Genomic DNA, 17,248 nt, shown 5'->3' on the forward strand with positions numbered 1-17,248 from the left:
TTCGGGCCAGGCGCCGAGCATCCTCTCACGCCCTCTGGCACCCGCCGGTGACTGTGCCCCCCTACCGGGGGGGTGCGACTCCTTTTCCCGTGTTGGCGGTCGGGGTCGCCCGCGCGCGTCGCCGCGGCCGCGGCGCGCAATCCAATGCCTCGGGCCGCTACGAGGCCGAGGCGAGGGTCGCTTTCGACGACGGTTGGCAGAGCCTCGAAGAGCTGCCGCCGTTCAAGACCACGGTTTCGCTCGACACCTCGCGCAAGGTCATTGCGCGCAACGACTCGCCCGACATCGGCTTCGATCGTTCGATCAATCCGTATCGCGGCTGCGAGCATGGCTGCGTCTACTGCTTCGCGCGGCCGACCCACGCCTATCTAGGCCTGTCGCCCGGCCTCGATTTCGAATCGAAGCTGCTGGCCAAGCCCGATGCGCCGGAATTGCTGGAGAAGGAGCTGGCGGCGCCGAACTACGAGCCGCGGATGATCGCGATCGGAACCAACACCGACCCCTATCAGCCGATCGAGCGCGACATGAAGATCATGCGCGGCATTCTGGGAGTGCTGGAGCGCGCCGGCCATCCGGTCGGTATCGTCACCAAGTCGGCGCTGGTCGTGCGCGACATCGACATTCTCTCGCGCATGGCCAAGCGCAACCTTGCGAAAGTCGCGCTGTCGGTGACGACGCTCGATCCGAAGCTGGCGCGCACCATGGAGCCGCGCGCCTCGACGCCGCCGAAGCGGCTGGAGGCGATCAGGAAGCTCACCGAGGCCGGCATACCCACCACGGTCATGGTGGCGCCCGTCATCCCCGCGCTGAACGATTCCGAGATCGAGCGCATTCTCGATGCGGCCGCGCATGCCGGCGCGAAGGAAGCAAGCTACGTGATGCTTCGCCTGCCGCTGGAAGTACGGGATCTGTTCCGCGAGTGGCTGATGGCGAACTATCCCGACCGCTACCGTCACGTCTTCACCCTGATCCGCGACATGCGCGGCGGGCGCGATTACGACTCGCAATGGGGAACGCGGATGAAGGGCACGGGGCCGATGGCCTGGATGATCGGCCGCCGCTTCGAGATCGCCTGCGAGAAGCTTGGCCTGAACAAGCGCCGCTCCAAATTGACGACGGATCACTTTGCAAGGCCGAGACGGAACGGGCAGCAGCTGAGCCTGTTCTAGGCGCGCTCATGGCGAGGAGGGTACATGCGTAAACAGCCGCCGGTCCCGCGTTTCACGGTCATCACACTCGGCGTCGGCGATATCAGCGAAAGCATCGCCTTCTACGAAGCGCTGGGTTTTGCGCGAAAGTTGCGAAGTACCGGCGAGGCAGTGGCGTTCTTCGATACCGGCGGGACGGTGATCGCGCTGTTTCCCCGCGCGGAGCTCGCAAAGGACGCAGGCCTGCAGGAACAGAATGGGCAGGTTCCCTTCCGCGGCTTCACGCTCGCCTGGAACTGCCGCTCGACCGAAGAGGTCGATGCGGTGCTCAAATTCGCGATCTCCAAGGGCGCTTCGCTGCTGAAGCCGGCGCGACGCACCGACTATGGCGGCTATTCCGGATATTTCGTCGATCCCGACGGCCACCCTTGGGAAGTCGTGGTCGCGCCCGGCATCGATGTCGGCGACGACCGGCGCGTGCATCTGGCTGACTAAAGTCAAGATTCTTCGACGTGAATACTGAATAGCGGGAGTAGTCCCGGGTTCCCGATTGCGCGGTTGTGCTGGTTCGCGCAAGGATCCGGCCCATGAGTCGGGACAAGTCCGCAAGGAAGCCGGAAGCCAAGCCGGAAAAGAAGAACGCCAGATTGCCGCAAGGCGTCATCGCCGTTGCGCCGCCGAGCTTCCGGCGCGAGCGCGCGCTGATCAAGCGAGGCATCTGGCCGGTGGCTGGTTGCGACGAGGCCGGCCGCGGCCCGCTGGCGGGGCCGGTGGTGGCCGCTGCCGTCATCCTCGATCCGGACCGGATTCCGAGAGGCATCGACGATTCCAAGCGGCTGACGCCCGAGGAACGCGAGGACCTGTTCGAGAAGATCTGCGCCACCTCGTCCTTCGCCGTCGCCTATGCCTCGCCGGCGCGGATCGACCGCGACAACATCCTGCGGGCCTCGCTATGGGCGCTGGCGCGCGCGGTGGCGGCGCTGCCGGAGGTGCCGAAGCATGTGTTCGTCGACGGCCGCGACCGTCTCGCGACGTCCTGCGATTGCGAGGCTGTCATCGGCGGCGACGGCATCGTCAAGTCGATCGCTGCGGCCTCCATCATCGCCAAGGTGACGCGCGACCGGCTGATGTGCGCGCTATCAGAGGATTGCCCGGGCTACGGCTTCGAGACCCACAAGGGCTATGCCGTGCCGGAACATCTGGAGGCGCTGGACCGGCTCGGGCCCTCGGTGCATCATCGCCGCTTCTTCGCGCCAGTGGTCGCTGCGCGGGAGAAGCATTATCCGTCGCCCGTTCCGCCCGATCTGTTTTCGCTGGAATCTCAGGCCAGCGTCGATCTCTCCGCCACGGTCTGACGTCCGGCGGCCAGTTGCCTCCGCCGCCGGCCCCCATTATCAAACGTCAGGGACCAATTGCGGCCGGCAGGCCGCGTCGGCTTTGGGATTCTCGGGCGTTTGATGCGTTTCACCTCCCTGATTGTCGAACTGATCCGCGCCCGGCCGCGGCTGATCGTCTGGCTCGTGGTGCTGCTGCAGGCCCTGATGTGGCTGGTCGTGTCGATGCTGCTGTATCGCAGCCCGCCCGGCGACCTCGCAGCCCTGCTCGCCTTCGGCCGGGAATATCAGGTCGGCACCGACATGGGGCCGCCACTGGCGTTCTGGCTCGCCGACATCGCCTATCGCGCCGCCGGCAATCACATGTTCGGCGTTTATCTCCTGGCGCAGGTCTGCGGCGTCGCCACGCTGTGGACGGTCTATCTGCTGTCGCGCGCCATCGTCGGCGGCCAGCAGGCGGTGCTCGCCGTGCTGCTCACCATGACCGTCACCGCTTTCGGCGCGCCGAGCCTGGAATTCGGCCCATCCGTGCTGGCGCGGCCGCTCTGGGCACTGCTGCTGCTGCATTCCTGGCAATTGATCGGCCAGAACCGGCGCAACGCCTGGTTCGCCTGGTCGATCGAGGCCGGCTTGCTGCTGCTCACCACGACAGCTGCGCCGATGCTGTTGCTGCTGCTTGCCGGCTTTGCGCTGGCGACCGAGCGCGGCCGTCGCACGCTGACCTCGCTCGACCCGCTGTTTGCGCTGGTTGCGATCCTCGTGCTGGCGCTGCCCTACCTGGTCTGGCTGATGCGCGCCGATGCGATCGGCTTGCCGGCATGGCCGGCGCTGGACGCTCTAAGCTTGCGAGCGCTGCATTGGGGCGGCCTGCTCGGCGGCCTGCTGCTGGCACTGTCTGCCGTCATCGTTCTCGTTGTCCTAAACTCCGGCTTTCTCGGCCGCGGCCAGGAGGAGGTTCCGATCATCTACCGGCGGCCGGTTGATCCGCTGGCGCGGCAATTCGGCTATTGCTTCGCCATCGCACCGGCGCTCGTCGGCAGCCTGATCGCGGGCCTGTTCGATCTCGACCGCGTCACCGGCAGCGCCGGCATTGCGCTTCTGATGTCGGGGCTTGCCATGATCGTGGCGACCGGCGATCTCGTTCATCTCCGGCGGCAGCGGTTGCTGCGCGCGGTGTGGGCGCTCGCGGTGATCGCGCCGGCAGCCGTCGCCATCGGCACCACGCTGTTCCTGCCGTGGACCACCGCCGCGGAGGTCGCAACCTCGGTGCCGGGACGGCAGATCGCGCGTTATTTCGGCGAGAATTTCGAGCGGCGCACCAATCAGCGCCTGCGCGCGGTGGCGGGCGATCCGCAATTTGCCAGCCTGATCGCGCTCGACACCGGCCGGCCGCATCTATTGCTCGATGCAACGCCGCAGCGTACGCCATGGCTCAACGCTGCGAAATTCGCCGAGACCGGCGGCATCGTGGTCTGGCGCGCGTCCGACACCGCAGGCACGGTGCCGGCCGATATCGCCAAGCGCTTCCCGGGCCTCGTGCCGGAAGTGCCGCGCGCGTTCGAATGGTACGTCAACGGCCGCCAGCCGCTGCTCCGCATCGGCTGGGCCATCGTGCGGCCGAAGAATCCGTAGTTGCCTATCCCTGCAGCGCCTTCGCAATCGCCCGCAGGTCCTGCCACGACATCCGCTTGTAGGCGGGCGAGCGCAACAGATAGGCGGGGTGGAACGTTGCGATGGCGCGGATGGTGCGCGTGCCGGTGTCGTAGTCGAGCCACTTGCCGCGCGTGCGCATGATGCCTTCGCGGGTCTGCAGCAGCGCCTGCGTCGAGGGATTGCCGAGCGTCACCAGCACGTCGGGGTTCACGAGCTCGATCTGGCGCTGGATGAAGGGCAGGCAGACCTGGGTCTCCTGCGGCGTCGGCGTGCGGTTGCCGGGCGGCCGCCAGGGAATGACGTTGGCGATGTAGGTCTTGCTGCGGTCGAGTCCGATCGCGGCGATCATGCGGTCGAGCAGCTTGCCGGAACGGCCGACGAAGGGCAGCCCCTCGATGTCCTCGTCGCGTCCGGGCGCTTCCCCGACGAACATCACGCGCGCCTGTGGGTTGCCGTCGGCGAACACCAGCCTGGTTGCGGTGTGCCTCAGCGCGCAGCCGTCGAAATTTTCGAGCAGCTGCCGCAGCGCTTCCAGCGTCGGCGCGGTCCGTGCAGCTTCACGGGCGGACGCGATCGCGACTTCTGGCGCGATCGTCGCATCCGCGCGGGACGGAGCGGCCGGCGGCGGCGGCGCTGCGCGAATGACCGGCTGGTGTGCCACGGCTGCGCGCGGCCCAAGCGCAACGTCCGGATCGGCCAGGCGGTTGACCGGCTCGTCGCCGAGTGCGCAATCCACCCCGGCCTCGAGGTAAAAGGCCAGCAATTGCTGAACGGAAGGGGGCGGCTCGGGCGGCATGGCGGTCGTCTGCGGCATCCGGTCAATCTATGCCGGCTTGGGCCCATGCGAAACGCATTTCCATGGTTGTCCTCCCGTCAAAAATCGGAAAGAACGGGGGCTCTTTTGGAAGCGTTCTTAACCGGGCCCAGGGCGGGTCGCGAGGCAGATCACGGGACAGGTCATGAGCAGCGAAGAGTTACCCCCGCGCGAATCCATGGAATTCGACGTCGTGATCGTCGGCGCCGGCCCGTCCGGCCTCTCCGCGGCGATCCGGCTCAAGCAGATCAATCCCGATCTCAACGTGGTCGTCGTTGAGAAGGGTTCCGAGGTTGGCGCGCATATCCTGTCGGGCGCGGTGATCGACCCGGTCTCGCTCGACAAGCTGATCCCCGATTGGCGCCAGGACGCCGATTGTCCGCTGAAGACGCAGATGACGGACGATCGCTTCTATTGGATGACCGCAAGCAGCATGGTCCGGCTGCCGAACTTCATGATGCCGCCGCTGATGAGCAATCATCACTGCTATATCGGCTCGCTCGGCAATGTCTGCCGCTGGCTGGCGCCGAAGGCCGAAGCGCTCGGCGTCGAGATCTATCCGGGCTTTGCCGCGACCGAGGTGCTCTATGACGACAACGGCGCGGTGAAGGGCATTGCCACCGGCGACATGGGCATCGCCAGGGACGGCTCGCACAAGGATTCCTTCACCCGCGGCATGGAACTGCTCGGCAAATACACGCTGTTCGCCGAAGGCGCGCGCGGCAGCCTCTCCAAGCAGCTGATTGCGAAATACCGCCTCGACGCCAACAGCGAGCCGCCGAAATTCGGCATCGGCCTGAAGGAAGTCTGGCAGATCGATCCCGCCAAGCACCAGAAGGGGCTGATCCAGCATTCCTTCGGCTGGCCGCTCAACAATTCGACCGGCGGCGGCTCGTTCCTCTATCATTACGACGACAACCGCGTCGCGGTCGGCTTTGTCGTGCATCTCAACTACGACGATCCCTATCTCTCTCCGTTCGATGAATTCCAGCGCTTCAAGACCCATCCCTCCGTTCGCAACGTGTTCGAGGGCGGCAAGCGGCTCGCTTATGGTGCGCGCGCCATCACCGAAGGCGGCTACCAGTCGGTGCCGCGGCTGACTTTTCCGGGCGGCGCGCTGGTCGGCTGCGCCGCAGGGTTCGTCAACGTGCCGCGCATCAAGGGCGTGCACAACGCGATGGGCACCGGCATGCTCGCCGCCGAACACGTCGCGGCTGCGCTCGCCGCCGGCCGCGCCGGCGACGAGGTCGTCGAGTACGAAAACACCTGGCGCGACTCGGCGGTGGGCAAGGACCTCTACACGGTCCGCAACGCCAAGCCGTTGTGGTCGAAGTTCGGCACCATTATCGGCGTCGCGCTTGGCGGCATCGACATGTGGACGAATACGCTGTTCGGCTTCTCGCTGTTCGGCACGCAGTCCCATGCCAAGCCGGACCGCAAGACGCTCGATCCGGCAAAGCAGCATCAGCCGATCGTGTACCCGAAGCCCGACGGCAAGATTACCTTCGACAAGCTGTCTTCAGTGTTCCTGTCCAACACCAACCATGAAGAGGACCAGCCGGTTCACCTCAAGGTCGCCGACATGGACCTGCAGAAGACGTCGGAGCATGATGTCTTCGCCGGTCCTTCGAACCGCTACTGTCCGGCCGGCGTCTACGAATGGGTAGAGGAGTCGTCGGGGCCGCGTTTCCAGATCAACGCGCAGAATTGCGTCCACTGCAAAACCTGCGACGTCAAGGATCCCAATGGCAACATTACCTGGGTTCCGCCGGAGGGTGGCGGTGGGCCGAACTACGAAGCGATGTAACCACCTTTGCGTGAAGCGATGACGGTATCCGGCCACGATACCGCCACACTGCGAGGGTTTGCAGGCGAAGTCGGCTGAATCGGCGGCGGCCGGACGATGTGCCACTTGATTCGCCAGCGCTTTTCCTTGCGGTTCAGCGCCAAAAGCGGCATTGTCGCAGGCCTTAGAGGCCGCTGGGTCGGGGCTGCCCTTGCTGATTGCCGTATACCCGCAAAATCCTGGAGCCAGGCAGGTCGTGATGCTTTCCACCCGTTTCCGTCGCTTGGCGATTGCCGCGCTCACCGTTTCCGCGCTGGCGATGCCAGGACACGTGCTGGCCCAGACGCCTGAGCATCCGACCGACAACGCGGCGCAGTTTCCCACCAAGAATGACTTGAAGTCGATGACGAAGGCCGGCAGCTATCTGGCCGCGCGCCACGCCAGCGTGGAGCGCGACGCAGGTGCTGCCGCAGCATTCTACCGCTCGGCGCTGCGCACCGATCCCAAGAACAACGAGTTGCTCGACCGCGCCTTCATCTCCTCGCTTGCCGACGGCGATATCGACGAGGCCGTCAAGCTCGCCGACCGCCTTCTGACCCAGGACAAGTCCAATCGCGTGGCCCGTCTCGTCGTCGGCGTGCGCGACCTCAAGCAGAAGAAATACGCAGCCGCGCAGCTCAATATCAACCAGTCGATCCGCGGGCCGATCACCGATCTCGTCGCGACGCTGCTGTCGGCGTGGGCGAGCTTCGGCGCGGGCGACAGCAAGGCCGCGGTTGCCAATATCGACAAGCTGGCCGGGCCGGAATGGTATCCGATCTTCAAGGATCTGCATGCCGGCCTGATCCTGGAACTGGCCAACCGCGAAAAGGACGCGGGCAGCCGACTGGAAAAGTCCTACAAACTGGACGATTCCATGCTGCGCGTGGTCGATGCCTATGCGCGCTGGAACTCGCGCAACAAGGATGGCGCGGCGGCCGCGGCCATCTATGAAGCCTTCGAGAAGAAGCTGCCGCGGCATCCGTTGGTGCAGGAAGGCCTGAAGGAGGTTCGCGCCGGCAAGAAGCTGGGGCCGCTGGTCGACAGTGCGCAGGCCGGCGCTGCCGAGGCGCTCTACGGCATCGGCGCCACGCTGACCCGGCGCGGCGGCGAGGATCTCGCACTGGTCTATCTCCAGCTTTCGCTGTACTTGGCGCCGACCCATCCGATGGCGCTGCTGTCGCTCGCCGATCTCTATGAGTCCGTCAAGAAGCCGGCGATGGCGATCAAGGTCTACGAGCGGGTGCCGGCGAACTCGCCGCTGAAGCGCAACGCGCAGATCCAGCTCGCGACCAATCTCGACGCAGTCGATCGCAGCGAGGACGGCATCAAGATACTCAAACAGGTGATCGATCAGGCGCCGAAGGACATCGAGGCCGTCATGGCGCTCGGCAATATCGAGCGCGGCCGCAAGAAGTTCGCCGATTGCGCCGTGACCTATTCCAAGGGCATCGACGCCATGCCGGCGACGCTCGAGAAGAACGCCTGGGTCACATATTACTATCGCGGCATCTGCGAGGAGCGCTCCAAGCAGTGGAGCAAGGCCGAGGCCGACATGCGCAAGGCGCTGGAGCTGCAGCCCGAGCAGCCGCATGTCTTGAACTATCTCGGCTATTCCTGGATCGACCAGGGCGTCAACCTCGACGAAGGCATGAAGATGATCAAGCGTGCCGTCGATCAGCGTCCCGACGACGGCTACATCGTCGACTCGCTGGGTTGGGCCTACTACCGGATCGGCAACTACGAGGACGCGGTGAAGCATCTCGAGCGGGCCATCGATCTGAAGCCGGAAGATCCGACCATCAACGACCACCTCGGCGATGCCTATTGGCGCGTCGGCCGCACGCTGGAGGCCAGGTTCCAATGGTCGCATGCGCGCGATCTCAAGCCGGAGCCGGAAGAGCTGCCCAAGATCGAGGCCAAGCTCGAGAACGGCTTGCCCGAGGACACTTCCTCCTCGGCCTCCGCCGGCAAGAAAAAAGAAGACGGCAAGGGCGGCTGATCGCAGGGTTTCATGTCGGGGCTGGTGGAAGAGGGGCGAGCCAAGGTCAACCTGACCCTGCGGGTGGTCGGGCGGCGCACGGATGGCTATCACGATCTCGAAAGCGTGGTGGCGTTCGCCGATTGCGCCGACAAGCTCACATTGACACCCGGGCCCGAGCTGTCGCTGAAGATGATCGGTCCGCTGGCGACGGCTTGCGGCGAGGTTTCCGACAATCTGGTGCTGAAGGCGGCGCGGCTTCTCGGCGAAGTCGTGCCCGGCATGAAGACCGGCGCGTTCGTCCTCGACAAGCTTCTTCCCGTGGCTGCCGGCATTGGTGGCGGCTCGGCGGATGCCGCAGCGGCGCTGCGGCTGCTGGCTAGACTCAACGATCTTTCGCTCGATGACGAGCGCATGCAGGAGGTCGCGCTGGAAGTCGGCGCCGACGTGCCGGTATGCCTTGCCTCGCGCGCCTGCGACATGACCGGCGTCGGCGACAAGCTCTTGCCGCTGAGTCCGCCCAAGATGCCGTCGGTGCTCGTCAATCCCCGTGTGCCGGTTGCGACCAAGGACGTGTTTGCGGCGCTCGGCCTGCGCCACGGCGAACTTCGTGTCGGCGTCGCCGACGTCATGACGGAAGCGTCGTCGTGGCCTGAAGAAGGTGGGTCGCTGGAAGAATGGGTTGAAGCGTTGGCTTCGGGCACCAACGACCTTGAAGAGCCGGCAATGAGGATCGAGCCTGTCATCGGCAAGGTCATAACGGCGCTCAACGCAACCAATGGCGCCTGGCTGGCGCGCATGTCGGGATCAGGTGCGACTTGCTTTGCACTTTATGAGAACACCGCCGAGGCGGGGCGTGCGGCGGACAAGATCCGGTCGGAGTATCCCTCCTGGTGGGTGCACGCGGGGACGCTGAGTTAAGAGGACTTGTAGGATGGGTTGAGCGCCCAGGTCCGCGCTGGCTCCACGGATGAAGGCGAAGCGAAACCCATCATCCTTCCGCGGAAAAAAATTGATGGGTTTCGCGAAGAGCTCAACCCATCCTACGCACTGCGTTAGTGCGACCGTGCCAGACAGAACGCCACCACCTGCTCAAGCGCGCTCTTCATCGGTGACGACGGAAACAGCGCCAGCGCATCGACTGCCATCGCGCCATAGTGCTGGGCGCGGTTGATGGTGTCTTCCAGCGCGCGGTGCTTGGTCATCAGCCCGATGGCGTGGTCGAGGTCGCCGTCGCCGATCTCGCCGCGCTCCAATGCCTTGATCCAGAACTTGCGCTCGCTGTCATTGCCGCGGCGGAACGCCAGCACGACCGGAAGGGTGATCTTGCCCTCGCGGAAATCGTCGCCGATGTTCTTGCCGAGCTTTGCAGCCTTGCCGCCATAGTCCAGCACGTCGTCGACGAGCTGGAAAGCAATGCCGAGATTCATGCCGACCGAACGGCAGGCGGTCTGCTCCGGCTTCGGACGACCCGCGATGACGGGGCCGACCTCGCAGGCTGCGGCGAACAGCTCGGCGGTCTTGCCGCGGATCACGGCGAGATATTCATCCTCGGTGGTCGCGGTGTTCTTGGCGGCGGCAAGCTGCATCACCTCGCCTTCGGCGATGGTGGCGGCGGCGGCGGAGAGAATGTCGAGCGCGCGCAGCGAGCCGACCTCGACCATCATCCGGAACGCCTGGCCGAGCAGGAAGTCGCCGACCAGCACGCTCGCCTCGTTGCCCCAGAGCATGCGCGCGGAAAGCTTGCCGCGCCTGAGCTCGCTTTCGTCGACGACGTCGTCATGCAGCAGCGTCGCGGTGTGCATGAACTCGACCGCGGCGGCAAGCTTGATGTGGCCGTCGCCGGAATAGCCGGTGAGGTTCGCCATCGCCAGCGTCAGCATCGGGCGCAGCCGCTTGCCGCCGGAAGATATCAGGTGGTTGGCGACCTCGGGGATCATGGTCACCTCGGAGCCGGTCCGCGCCAGGATAGCCGCGTTGACGCGCTCCATGTCGGCGGCGACCAGCCCTACCAGCGGTTCTATCGAGGCGTTCTGCGGGCTCTCGAAAGGTACAATAACCGCCACGCTGGTCTCCACTTTTGCCGAATTCGCACTATCCTTAAGGCTACAATAGAAAGTGCCGCGTAAGGCGGCAAGGGGCCGGAACCGGTTGACAATCGGCGAGCTTACCCCGTTGCCGGCGGGTACAGGAGAATGGATTTGCGGGAATTGGTACGGACCAACGACATCGTTCTGATTTCTGCTGTCGGTGCGCTGCTCGACGGCGCCAGCATCCATCATCTGGTGCTGGACCAGAACATGAGCATCGTCGAGGGCTCGCTCGGCCTCTTGCAGCGGCGCATCCTGGTCAATGACGAGGACAATCAGGCGGCGCGCAAGCTCCTGACCGACGCCGGGCTTGCCCATGAATTGCGCGACGATGACTGAACGGCTCCTTGAATTCACCGAGGATGCTTTCCTCGGCGGACGGCTGCGCCTGCGACAGTTGAAAGCGGGTCATCGCGCCGGCCATGACGCCATGCTGCTGGCGGCAGCGACGTCCGCACGCGCCGGCCACCGCGTGGTGGATTTCGGCGCCGGCGTCGGCGCTGCGGGGCTGGCGCTGGCGCGGCGCATTGCATCCGTCGGCCTGGTGCTCGTCGAGCTCGACGCGACGCTCGCCGGTCTTGCGCGAAGCAACGCTGCGGCCAATGCGATTGCCGCCGATGTGATCGTCCTCGACATCGGGTCCGGCGCGGAAAGTTTCGCCGCCGCAGGCCTTGTGCCCGACAGCGTCGATGCCGTGATGATGAATCCACCTTTCAACGATGCAGCTCGGCATCGCTCCTCGCCCGATATCGCGCGGGCGTCCGCGCATGTCGCAAGCGAGGGCATGCTGGCCGACTGGATTCACGCTGCGCGGCGCATCCTGAAATCCGGCGGCGTGCTGACGCTGATCTGGCGCGCGGATGGAATTGCCGAGGTGCTCGCCGTGCTCGATCGCGGCTTCGGAAGCCTCGCCATCCTGCCGGTTCATGGCGAGGCTGGGGCGCCGGCGATCCGGATATTGGTTCGTGCCGTGAAGGGCGGCCGCGCTCCCACGCAACTGCTTCCCGCCCTGATGCTCAACGATCTGTCAGGCCTGCCCAACAAGCAGGTTCAGGAGATACTGGCTGGCAACGGCGTGTTGCCGCTTGCGACGTTATGAGGGCTGTTCCGCCGCACGGTTTCCCAGCAGAACGCCTATTGCGGCAGCGTTTCCGATTGCCGTTCCGGGGCCGACGTGAAGTGTACGGCGGCCAAAAGGGCGCCGATCAGCAAGATGAGGAGATAAATCTTCATGTCGCTCTCCGCTGCGCCATTGCGGCCACCACGCAGCAATGCAAAGGACGTTCCATTCGTTCCGACCTCCGATGGCAGTGGGGCGATAAAAAAATGGTTAAACTGGGGTAACGGCATGACTGAACATTTTAGTGATCGAGATGGCTTGCCGAACCTCTGGTCGAGAGTGAGGGAATACCTTCCGGCCCGGCTGCGGCGCGACGTCCCCGTGGTGCCGGTGGTCCGTCTCTCCGGTACCATCGGCGCGATCACGCCGCTGCGACCCGGCCTGACGCTGGCCGGCATCGCAAAGACGCTCGAGCGGGCCTTTGCGACCCGCAACGCCAAAGCGGTGGCGCTCATGGTCAATTCACCGGGCGGCGCCCCGGTGCAGTCGCGTCAGATCTACCTGCGCATCCGCCAGCTCGCCTCGGAAAAGAAATTGCCGGTGCTGGTGTTCGTCGAGGACGTCGCGGCATCCGGCGGCTACATGATTGCCTGCGCGGGTGACGAGATTTTCTGCGATCCGTCATCGATCCTGGGGTCGATCGGCGTGGTCGGCGGCAGCTTTGGCTTCCAGGAGCTGATCCGCAAGATCGGTGTCGAGCGCAGGCTGTATACCGCGGGCGAGCACAAGGCGATGCTCGATCCGTTCCTCCCCGAAGACCCCGACGATGTCGTGCGGCTGAAGGCGATCCAGCGCGACATCCACGCGCTGTTCATCTCGCTGGTGAAGGAGAGCAGGGGCGGCAAGCTCAAGGGCGCCGAGGATGTGCTGTTCACCGGCGAATATTGGGCGGGCGAGAAGTCCGTTGCGCTCGGTCTTGCCGACGGGATTGGCGATCTGCGCTCCACGCTGCGCGCACGCTTTGGCGACAAGGTGCTGACGCCGCTGATTGCGCCCGCCAGCGGCATGCTGTCGGGCCTCTTGGGCCGGAGGGCGCCGGGCGCGGGAGCGCTCGGCGGCCTCGACGGTATCCGGGCGCTGCCGGACGAGGTGATCTCGGCGCTGGAAACCAGGGCGATCTGGGCCAAATTCGGGCTCTAGCAAGCGGGCACGCCCGCGGTATTTGGTCCCGGGCGAGCCAATTGCGACCCGGGCCGCTATCGGCGACAATGCGAGTCGGGGGCGTGACCAAGTGAACGACAAGGATCGTCCGATGCCAGCGCTGATCGCATTCGCAGGGGTATTGGGGGGGCTCGCCGTAGTCCGCTGGGCATACAAGACGGCCCAGAGGGTCAACCAGGAGCTGGAGGAAGCACGCCTCGCCCGCATGGCCGAGAGCATGAGAACCAGCGAAATTCCAACGCTCCGCCGCGACCCCGTCACCGGGGCCTATCGGCCGGGCTAAAGCCCAACCGACTCGATTGAATTTGGCGGTGCCGGACCACCGGCATCGCCTTGATTCCCCGCGTCCCCGCCGATACGGTCCCGCGCGTTTTACACCCCCTTCGCGAGAGCCGATTCTGACGATGGACGCCTTGCCTGCCCATATGCGCCCGGAACGTTCGTTCCAGGGCCTGATCCTGACGCTGCAGCGCTATTGGGCTGACTACGGCTGCGTGATCCTGCAGCCCTACGACATGGAGGTCGGCGCCGGCACCTTCCATCCCGCCACCACCCTGCGCGCGCTGGGGCCGAAGCGATGGAACGCGGCCTATGTGCAGCCCTCGCGGCGCCCGAAAGATGGCCGCTACGGCGAGAACCCGAACCGGCTGCAGCATTATTACCAGTTCCAGGTGATCCTGAAGCCGTCGCCGCCGGACCTGCAGGAGCTGTACCTGAAATCGCTCGCCGCCATCGGCATCGACTCCGCGGTGCACGACATTCGCTTCGTCGAGGACGATTGGGAGAGTCCGACACTGGGTGCCTGGGGCCTCGGCTGGGAGTGCTGGTGCGACGGCATGGAAGTCAGCCAGTTCACCTATTTCCAGCAGGTTGCCGGCGTGGAATGTTCGCCGGTTTCGGGCGAGCTCACCTACGGGCTCGAACGGCTTGCGATGTATGTGCAGGGCGTCGACCGCGTTTACGATCTCAACTTCAACGGCCGCGACGGCGCTGAGAAGGTGACGTACGGCGACGTCTTCCTGCAGGCCGAGCAGGAATATTCGCGGCACAATTTCGAGCACTCCGACACCGCGATGCTGTTCGAACAGTTCAAGATGGCCGAAGAGGCCTGCCGGAAATATCTCGCCGCCGGATGGCGTGAGGGCAGCAACCGCAGGGAACATCTGATGGCGCTGCCGGCTTACGACCAGTGCATCAAGGCGAGCCACGCCTTTAACCTCCTGGATGCGCGCGGCGTGATCTCGGTGACGGAGCGGCAGAGCTATATCCTGCGCGTGCGCGAGCTTGCGAAAGCCTGCGGCGAAGCCTGGGTGCACACTGAAGCGGGCAGGGCGGTCTGATGCCCGATCTCTTGCTCGAACTGTTCTCGGAAGAGATTCCCGCGCGCATGCAGGCGAAGGCGGCCGACGATCTGCGCCGCATGGTCACCGACAAGCTCGTCGCCGAGGGCCTGGTCTATGAAGGCGCCAAGGCCTTTGCCACGCCGCGCCGCCTGGCGCTGACCGTGCACGGCATCCCCACGCGCCAGCCGGACCTCAAGGAAGAGCGCCGCGGCCCGCGCGTCGGTGGGCCGGAACCCGCGATCCAGGGATTCCTGAAAGCCACGGGCCTCTCCTCGATCGACGAGGCGAAAATCCAGAGCGACAAGAAGGGCGATTTCTACATCGCGCTGATCGAAAAGCCGGGCCGGCCCGCGATCGACGTGCTCGCCGAGATCCTGCCCGTCGTCATCCGCACCTTCCCCTGGCCGAAATCGATGCGCTGGGGCGAGCGCTCGGCGAAATCAGGCTCGCTCTCCTGGGTGCGGCCGCTGCACGCGATCACCGCGACCTTCGGACTCGAAACCGAAGAGCCCGACGTCGTGAAGTTCTCGATCGACGGCATCGAGACCGGACAGACCACTTTCGGCCATCGCTTCATGGCACCTAGCGCGATTTCCGTGCGCCGCTTCGAGGACTACGGGGCCAAGCTGCTGGAAGCCAAAGTTGTGCTCGATCCCGACCGGCGCAAGGATGCGATCCTGACCGACGCCAAGCAGCTCGCGTTCGCGCAAGGCTTTGAGCTGGTCGAGGACCAGAACCTGCTCGACGAGGTCGCCGGCCTCGTCGAATGGCCGGTCGTGCTGATGGGCTCGTTCGACGCGGACTTCCTCTCGATTCCGGACGAAGTGATCCGCGCCACCATCCGCAACAACCAGAAATGTTTTGTGGTGCGCGATCCCAAGACGGGGAAACTTGCGAGCAAATTCATCCTGACGGCGAATATCGAGGCGAGCGACGGCGGCAAGGCCATCGTCGCCGGCAACGAGCGCGTGATCCGCGCGCGGCTGTCGGACGCGAAATTCTTCTACGAGACGGACCTGAAGACGAAGCTCGAGGACCGGCTGCCGAAGTTCGACAACATCGTGTTCCACGAGAAGCTCGGCACCCAGGGCGAGCGCATCAAGCGCATCGAGCGGCTGGCCGCCGAGATCGCCCCGCTGGTCGGCGCCGACGTCGAGACGGCGAAGCGCGCCGCGCGGCTGGCGAAGGCCGACTTGCTGACCGAAGTCGTCGGCGAATTTCCCGAGGTGCAGGGTCTGATGGGCAAGTACTACGCGCTGGCCCAGCGCGAGGATGCCGTTGTCGCTGCCGCGTGCGAGGAGCATTACAAGCCACAAGGGCCCGCCGATCGCGTGCCGACCGATCCGGTGAGTGTTGCGGTGGCGCTCGCTGACAAGGTCGATACGTTGGTCGGGTTCTGGGCGATCGATGAGAAGCCGACGGGAAGCAAGGACCCCTATGCGCTGCGCCGTGCCGCGCTGGGCGTGATCCGGCTGATCACGGATAATGCGCTTCGGATGTCGATCCTGAAAATCGCCAAGTCAGCAATTGGCGGATTGTTGGAGATTGGGACGAAGCAGGCGGTGATTGACACCCAAAAACTTCCCACCGATCTGCTTGCCTTCTTCGCCGACCGCCTCAAGGTCCAACTCCGCGACCAGGGCGCGCGTCACGACCTCGTCGATGCCGTGTTCGCGCTCGGTGGCCAGGACGACCTCCTCATGGTTGTCCGCCGCGTCGAAGCGCTCGGCAAATTCCTCGACAGTGACGATGGCAAGAATCTGCTCGCCGGCACCAAGCGCGCCGGCAACATCCTCTCCATCGAGGAGAAGAAGGACAAGCGCACGTTCGACGGCGCGCCGGATATTACTCTCTACAAGCTCGACGAAGAGAAGGCGCTGGCCAAGGCGATCGACCAGGTGAAGAGCGAAGCGAGTGCTGCGGTTGCCAGGGAAGACTTTGCCGCCGCGATGAGCGCGATGGCAAAGCTCCGGCCACCGGTGGATGCGTTCTTCGACAAGGTCCGCGTCAATGACGACGATGCGAGGGTGCGCGAGAACCGGCTGAAGCTGCTCAATGAAATCCGCGCGGCGACGCGCGCGGTGGCGGATTTCTCGAAGATACAGGATTGAGGTTTGCCGTCATTCCGGGATGGTCCGCAGGACCAGACCCGGAATCTTGAGATTCTCAGGCGCGCAACTGCGCGCCATAGTTCGCGTCTTCGACGCGCCCCGGAATGACGGGCGCACACGAAAAGCCCCGCCCGGCGGGGGATTACCGGACGAGGCTTTCGAGCCGGACTCGCGCAAATCAGCTACCGCGTCATCCGGGCTCTCTCGTTCAGGTGCTTGCGGCTTAGTCGATCACCTGAACGATACGGCGTGAGCGCGGCTCGACCAGGACGGTCGTGCCGTTCACCACGGTGTAACGATAGGGTGTGCTGCCGAAGCGCTGCGGCACGTCATAGTAGGTTACGCCGGCCTCAGGCAGAACGGCGCCGACCACGATGCGGTCGGGAATCGTGAAGGCCGGCACGCGCTGGCTCACCACATACTCCTGGAACGCCGGTCGCTGATCGGCCGTGAGTCCGCCGCCGGATTCGATGACGACGGTGTTGCCGCCGGTTACGCCGACGGTGCCTTGCGCCTGCGCGGCGATCGGTGCAGTCAGAGCGCTGGCCACGGCGGCCGTCGCAAGAAACATATTTTTTCGCATGGCTCGTTCCTTCCAGGCTCGCTTGAAGTCGTTATGCGGCCAATGCCTCGCGCGCAGCATTGTTCCGGGAAGGGACGGCCGCATA

At 65.0% G+C, this 17,248-nt stretch carries 16 protein-coding genes; 13 read left to right on the forward strand and 3 right to left on the reverse strand.

Annotated features, from left to right (window positions below; genetic code table 11):
- Nucleotides 1-47 precede the first annotated feature (47 nt).
- The 4 genes from ACT4OC_RS08285 (at nt 48) to ACT4OC_RS08300 (ending at nt 4,114) form a co-directional block, all read left to right on the forward strand.
- Complete coding sequence (locus ACT4OC_RS08285; RefSeq protein WP_444838521.1) at nt 48-1,169, forward strand: PA0069 family radical SAM protein; 1,122 nt, start codon at nt 48-50, stop codon at nt 1,167-1,169.
- Nucleotides 1,170-1,193: 24 nt separating this feature from the next.
- A complete protein-coding gene (locus ACT4OC_RS08290; protein ID WP_444838487.1) occupies nt 1,194-1,643 on the forward strand; it encodes a VOC family protein in 450 nt (149 codons plus the stop codon).
- A 92-nt stretch (nt 1,644-1,735) separates the two neighbouring features.
- Entirely contained in the window at nt 1,736-2,503 is a 768-nt protein-coding gene (locus ACT4OC_RS08295; RefSeq protein ID WP_444838488.1) for a ribonuclease HII, read from the forward strand.
- A 102-nt stretch (nt 2,504-2,605) separates the two neighbouring features.
- Nucleotides 2,606-4,114 carry a glycosyltransferase family 39 protein gene (locus tag ACT4OC_RS08300; RefSeq protein ID WP_444838489.1) on the forward strand — a complete coding sequence of 503 codons (1,509 nt, stop codon included), beginning with the start codon at nt 2,606-2,608 and terminating at the stop codon, nt 4,112-4,114.
- Nucleotides 4,115-4,118: 4 nt separating this feature from the next.
- Here the strand turns inward: ACT4OC_RS08300 and ACT4OC_RS08305 are convergent, their stop codons facing one another.
- On the reverse strand, nt 4,119-4,931 hold the full coding sequence (locus tag ACT4OC_RS08305) for a uracil-DNA glycosylase (protein WP_444838522.1): 813 nt from the start codon (nt 4,929-4,931) through the stop codon (nt 4,119-4,121).
- A 163-nt stretch (nt 4,932-5,094) separates the two neighbouring features.
- On the opposite strand from ACT4OC_RS08305, the gene ACT4OC_RS08310 reads away from it, so the two are divergent.
- From ACT4OC_RS08310 to ACT4OC_RS08320, 3 genes are all read left to right on the forward strand, one after another.
- Nucleotides 5,095-6,756 (forward strand): electron transfer flavoprotein-ubiquinone oxidoreductase, encoded by a 1,662-nt coding sequence (locus ACT4OC_RS08310; RefSeq protein WP_444838490.1) that lies wholly within the window; start codon nt 5,095-5,097, stop codon nt 6,754-6,756.
- A gap of 238 nt (nt 6,757-6,994) precedes the next feature.
- Nucleotides 6,995-8,776, forward strand: a complete 1,782-nt coding sequence (locus ACT4OC_RS08315; protein ID WP_444838523.1) for a tetratricopeptide repeat protein — start codon at nt 6,995-6,997, stop codon at nt 8,774-8,776.
- A gap of 12 nt (nt 8,777-8,788) precedes the next feature.
- Complete coding sequence (locus tag ACT4OC_RS08320) at nt 8,789-9,676, forward strand: 4-(cytidine 5'-diphospho)-2-C-methyl-D-erythritol kinase (protein WP_444838491.1); 888 nt, start codon at nt 8,789-8,791, stop codon at nt 9,674-9,676.
- 134 nt (nt 9,677-9,810) lie between these two features.
- On the opposite strand, the gene ACT4OC_RS08325 is transcribed toward ACT4OC_RS08320, so the two are convergent.
- Entirely contained in the window at nt 9,811-10,821 is a 1,011-nt protein-coding gene (locus ACT4OC_RS08325) for a polyprenyl synthetase family protein (RefSeq protein ID WP_444838492.1), read from the reverse strand.
- A 135-nt stretch (nt 10,822-10,956) separates the two neighbouring features.
- Here ACT4OC_RS08325 and ACT4OC_RS08330 point away from each other — a divergent pair, with 135 nt between their 5' ends.
- From ACT4OC_RS08330 to glyS, 6 genes are all read left to right on the forward strand, one after another.
- A complete protein-coding gene (locus ACT4OC_RS08330) occupies nt 10,957-11,184 on the forward strand; it encodes a putative signal transducing protein (RefSeq protein ID WP_444838493.1) in 228 nt (75 codons plus the stop codon).
- A complete protein-coding gene (locus tag ACT4OC_RS08335; protein ID WP_444838494.1) occupies nt 11,177-11,944 on the forward strand; it encodes a tRNA1(Val) (adenine(37)-N6)-methyltransferase in 768 nt (255 codons plus the stop codon). Before ACT4OC_RS08330 ends, ACT4OC_RS08335 begins: the two co-directional genes overlap by 8 nt.
- Nucleotides 11,945-12,193: 249 nt before the next feature.
- Nucleotides 12,194-13,105: a S49 family peptidase gene (locus tag ACT4OC_RS08340; RefSeq protein WP_444838495.1), complete on the forward strand. Its 912-nt coding sequence runs from the start codon at nt 12,194-12,196 to the stop codon at nt 13,103-13,105.
- 112 nt (nt 13,106-13,217) lie between these two features.
- Nucleotides 13,218-13,409 (forward strand): hypothetical protein, encoded by a 192-nt coding sequence (locus ACT4OC_RS08345; protein WP_444838496.1) that lies wholly within the window; start codon nt 13,218-13,220, stop codon nt 13,407-13,409.
- A gap of 121 nt (nt 13,410-13,530) precedes the next feature.
- Complete coding sequence (locus ACT4OC_RS08350; RefSeq protein ID WP_444838497.1) at nt 13,531-14,466, forward strand: glycine--tRNA ligase subunit alpha; 936 nt, start codon at nt 13,531-13,533, stop codon at nt 14,464-14,466.
- Nucleotides 14,466-16,580, forward strand: a complete 2,115-nt coding sequence (glyS, locus tag ACT4OC_RS08355) for a glycine--tRNA ligase subunit beta (RefSeq protein ID WP_444838498.1) — start codon at nt 14,466-14,468, stop codon at nt 16,578-16,580. Before ACT4OC_RS08350 ends, glyS begins: the two co-directional genes overlap by 1 nt.
- Before the next feature lie 223 nt (nt 16,581-16,803).
- Here glyS and ACT4OC_RS08360 read toward each other — a convergent pair whose 3' ends face one another.
- A complete protein-coding gene (locus ACT4OC_RS08360; protein WP_444838499.1) occupies nt 16,804-17,163 on the reverse strand; it encodes a DUF1236 domain-containing protein in 360 nt (119 codons plus the stop codon).
- Nucleotides 17,164-17,248 lie beyond the last annotated feature (85 nt).

This window comes from Bradyrhizobium sp. (genome assembly GCF_052389815.1).
Classification (GTDB): domain Bacteria; phylum Pseudomonadota; class Alphaproteobacteria; order Rhizobiales; family Xanthobacteraceae; genus Bradyrhizobium.

Bases quoted from the DNA above. Each gene is read 5' to 3' on its own strand.
- ACT4OC_RS08290 (WP_444838487.1), top strand. From the start codon at position 1,194: ATGCGTAAACAGCCGCCGGTCCCGCGTTTCACGGTCATCACACTCGGC.
- ACT4OC_RS08295 (WP_444838488.1), top strand. From the start codon at position 1,736: ATGAGTCGGGACAAGTCCGCAAGGAAGCCGGAAGCCAAGCCGGAAAAG.
- ACT4OC_RS08300 (WP_444838489.1), top strand. From the start codon at position 2,606: ATGCGTTTCACCTCCCTGATTGTCGAACTGATCCGCGCCCGGCCGCGG.
- ACT4OC_RS08305 (WP_444838522.1), bottom strand. From the start codon at position 4,931: ATGCCGCCCGAGCCGCCCCCTTCCGTTCAGCAATTGCTGGCCTTTTAC.
- ACT4OC_RS08310 (WP_444838490.1), top strand. From the start codon at position 5,095: ATGAGCAGCGAAGAGTTACCCCCGCGCGAATCCATGGAATTCGACGTC.
- ACT4OC_RS08315 (WP_444838523.1), top strand. From the start codon at position 6,995: ATGCTTTCCACCCGTTTCCGTCGCTTGGCGATTGCCGCGCTCACCGTT.
- ACT4OC_RS08320 (WP_444838491.1), top strand. From the start codon at position 8,789: ATGTCGGGGCTGGTGGAAGAGGGGCGAGCCAAGGTCAACCTGACCCTG.
- ACT4OC_RS08335 (WP_444838494.1), top strand. From the start codon at position 11,177: ATGACTGAACGGCTCCTTGAATTCACCGAGGATGCTTTCCTCGGCGGA.
- ACT4OC_RS08340 (WP_444838495.1), top strand. From the start codon at position 12,194: ATGACTGAACATTTTAGTGATCGAGATGGCTTGCCGAACCTCTGGTCG.
- ACT4OC_RS08345 (WP_444838496.1), top strand. From the start codon at position 13,218: ATGCCAGCGCTGATCGCATTCGCAGGGGTATTGGGGGGGCTCGCCGTA.
- ACT4OC_RS08350 (WP_444838497.1), top strand. From the start codon at position 13,531: ATGGACGCCTTGCCTGCCCATATGCGCCCGGAACGTTCGTTCCAGGGC.
- glyS (WP_444838498.1), top strand. From the start codon at position 14,466: ATGCCCGATCTCTTGCTCGAACTGTTCTCGGAAGAGATTCCCGCGCGC.
- ACT4OC_RS08360 (WP_444838499.1), bottom strand. From the start codon at position 17,163: ATGCGAAAAAATATGTTTCTTGCGACGGCCGCCGTGGCCAGCGCTCTG.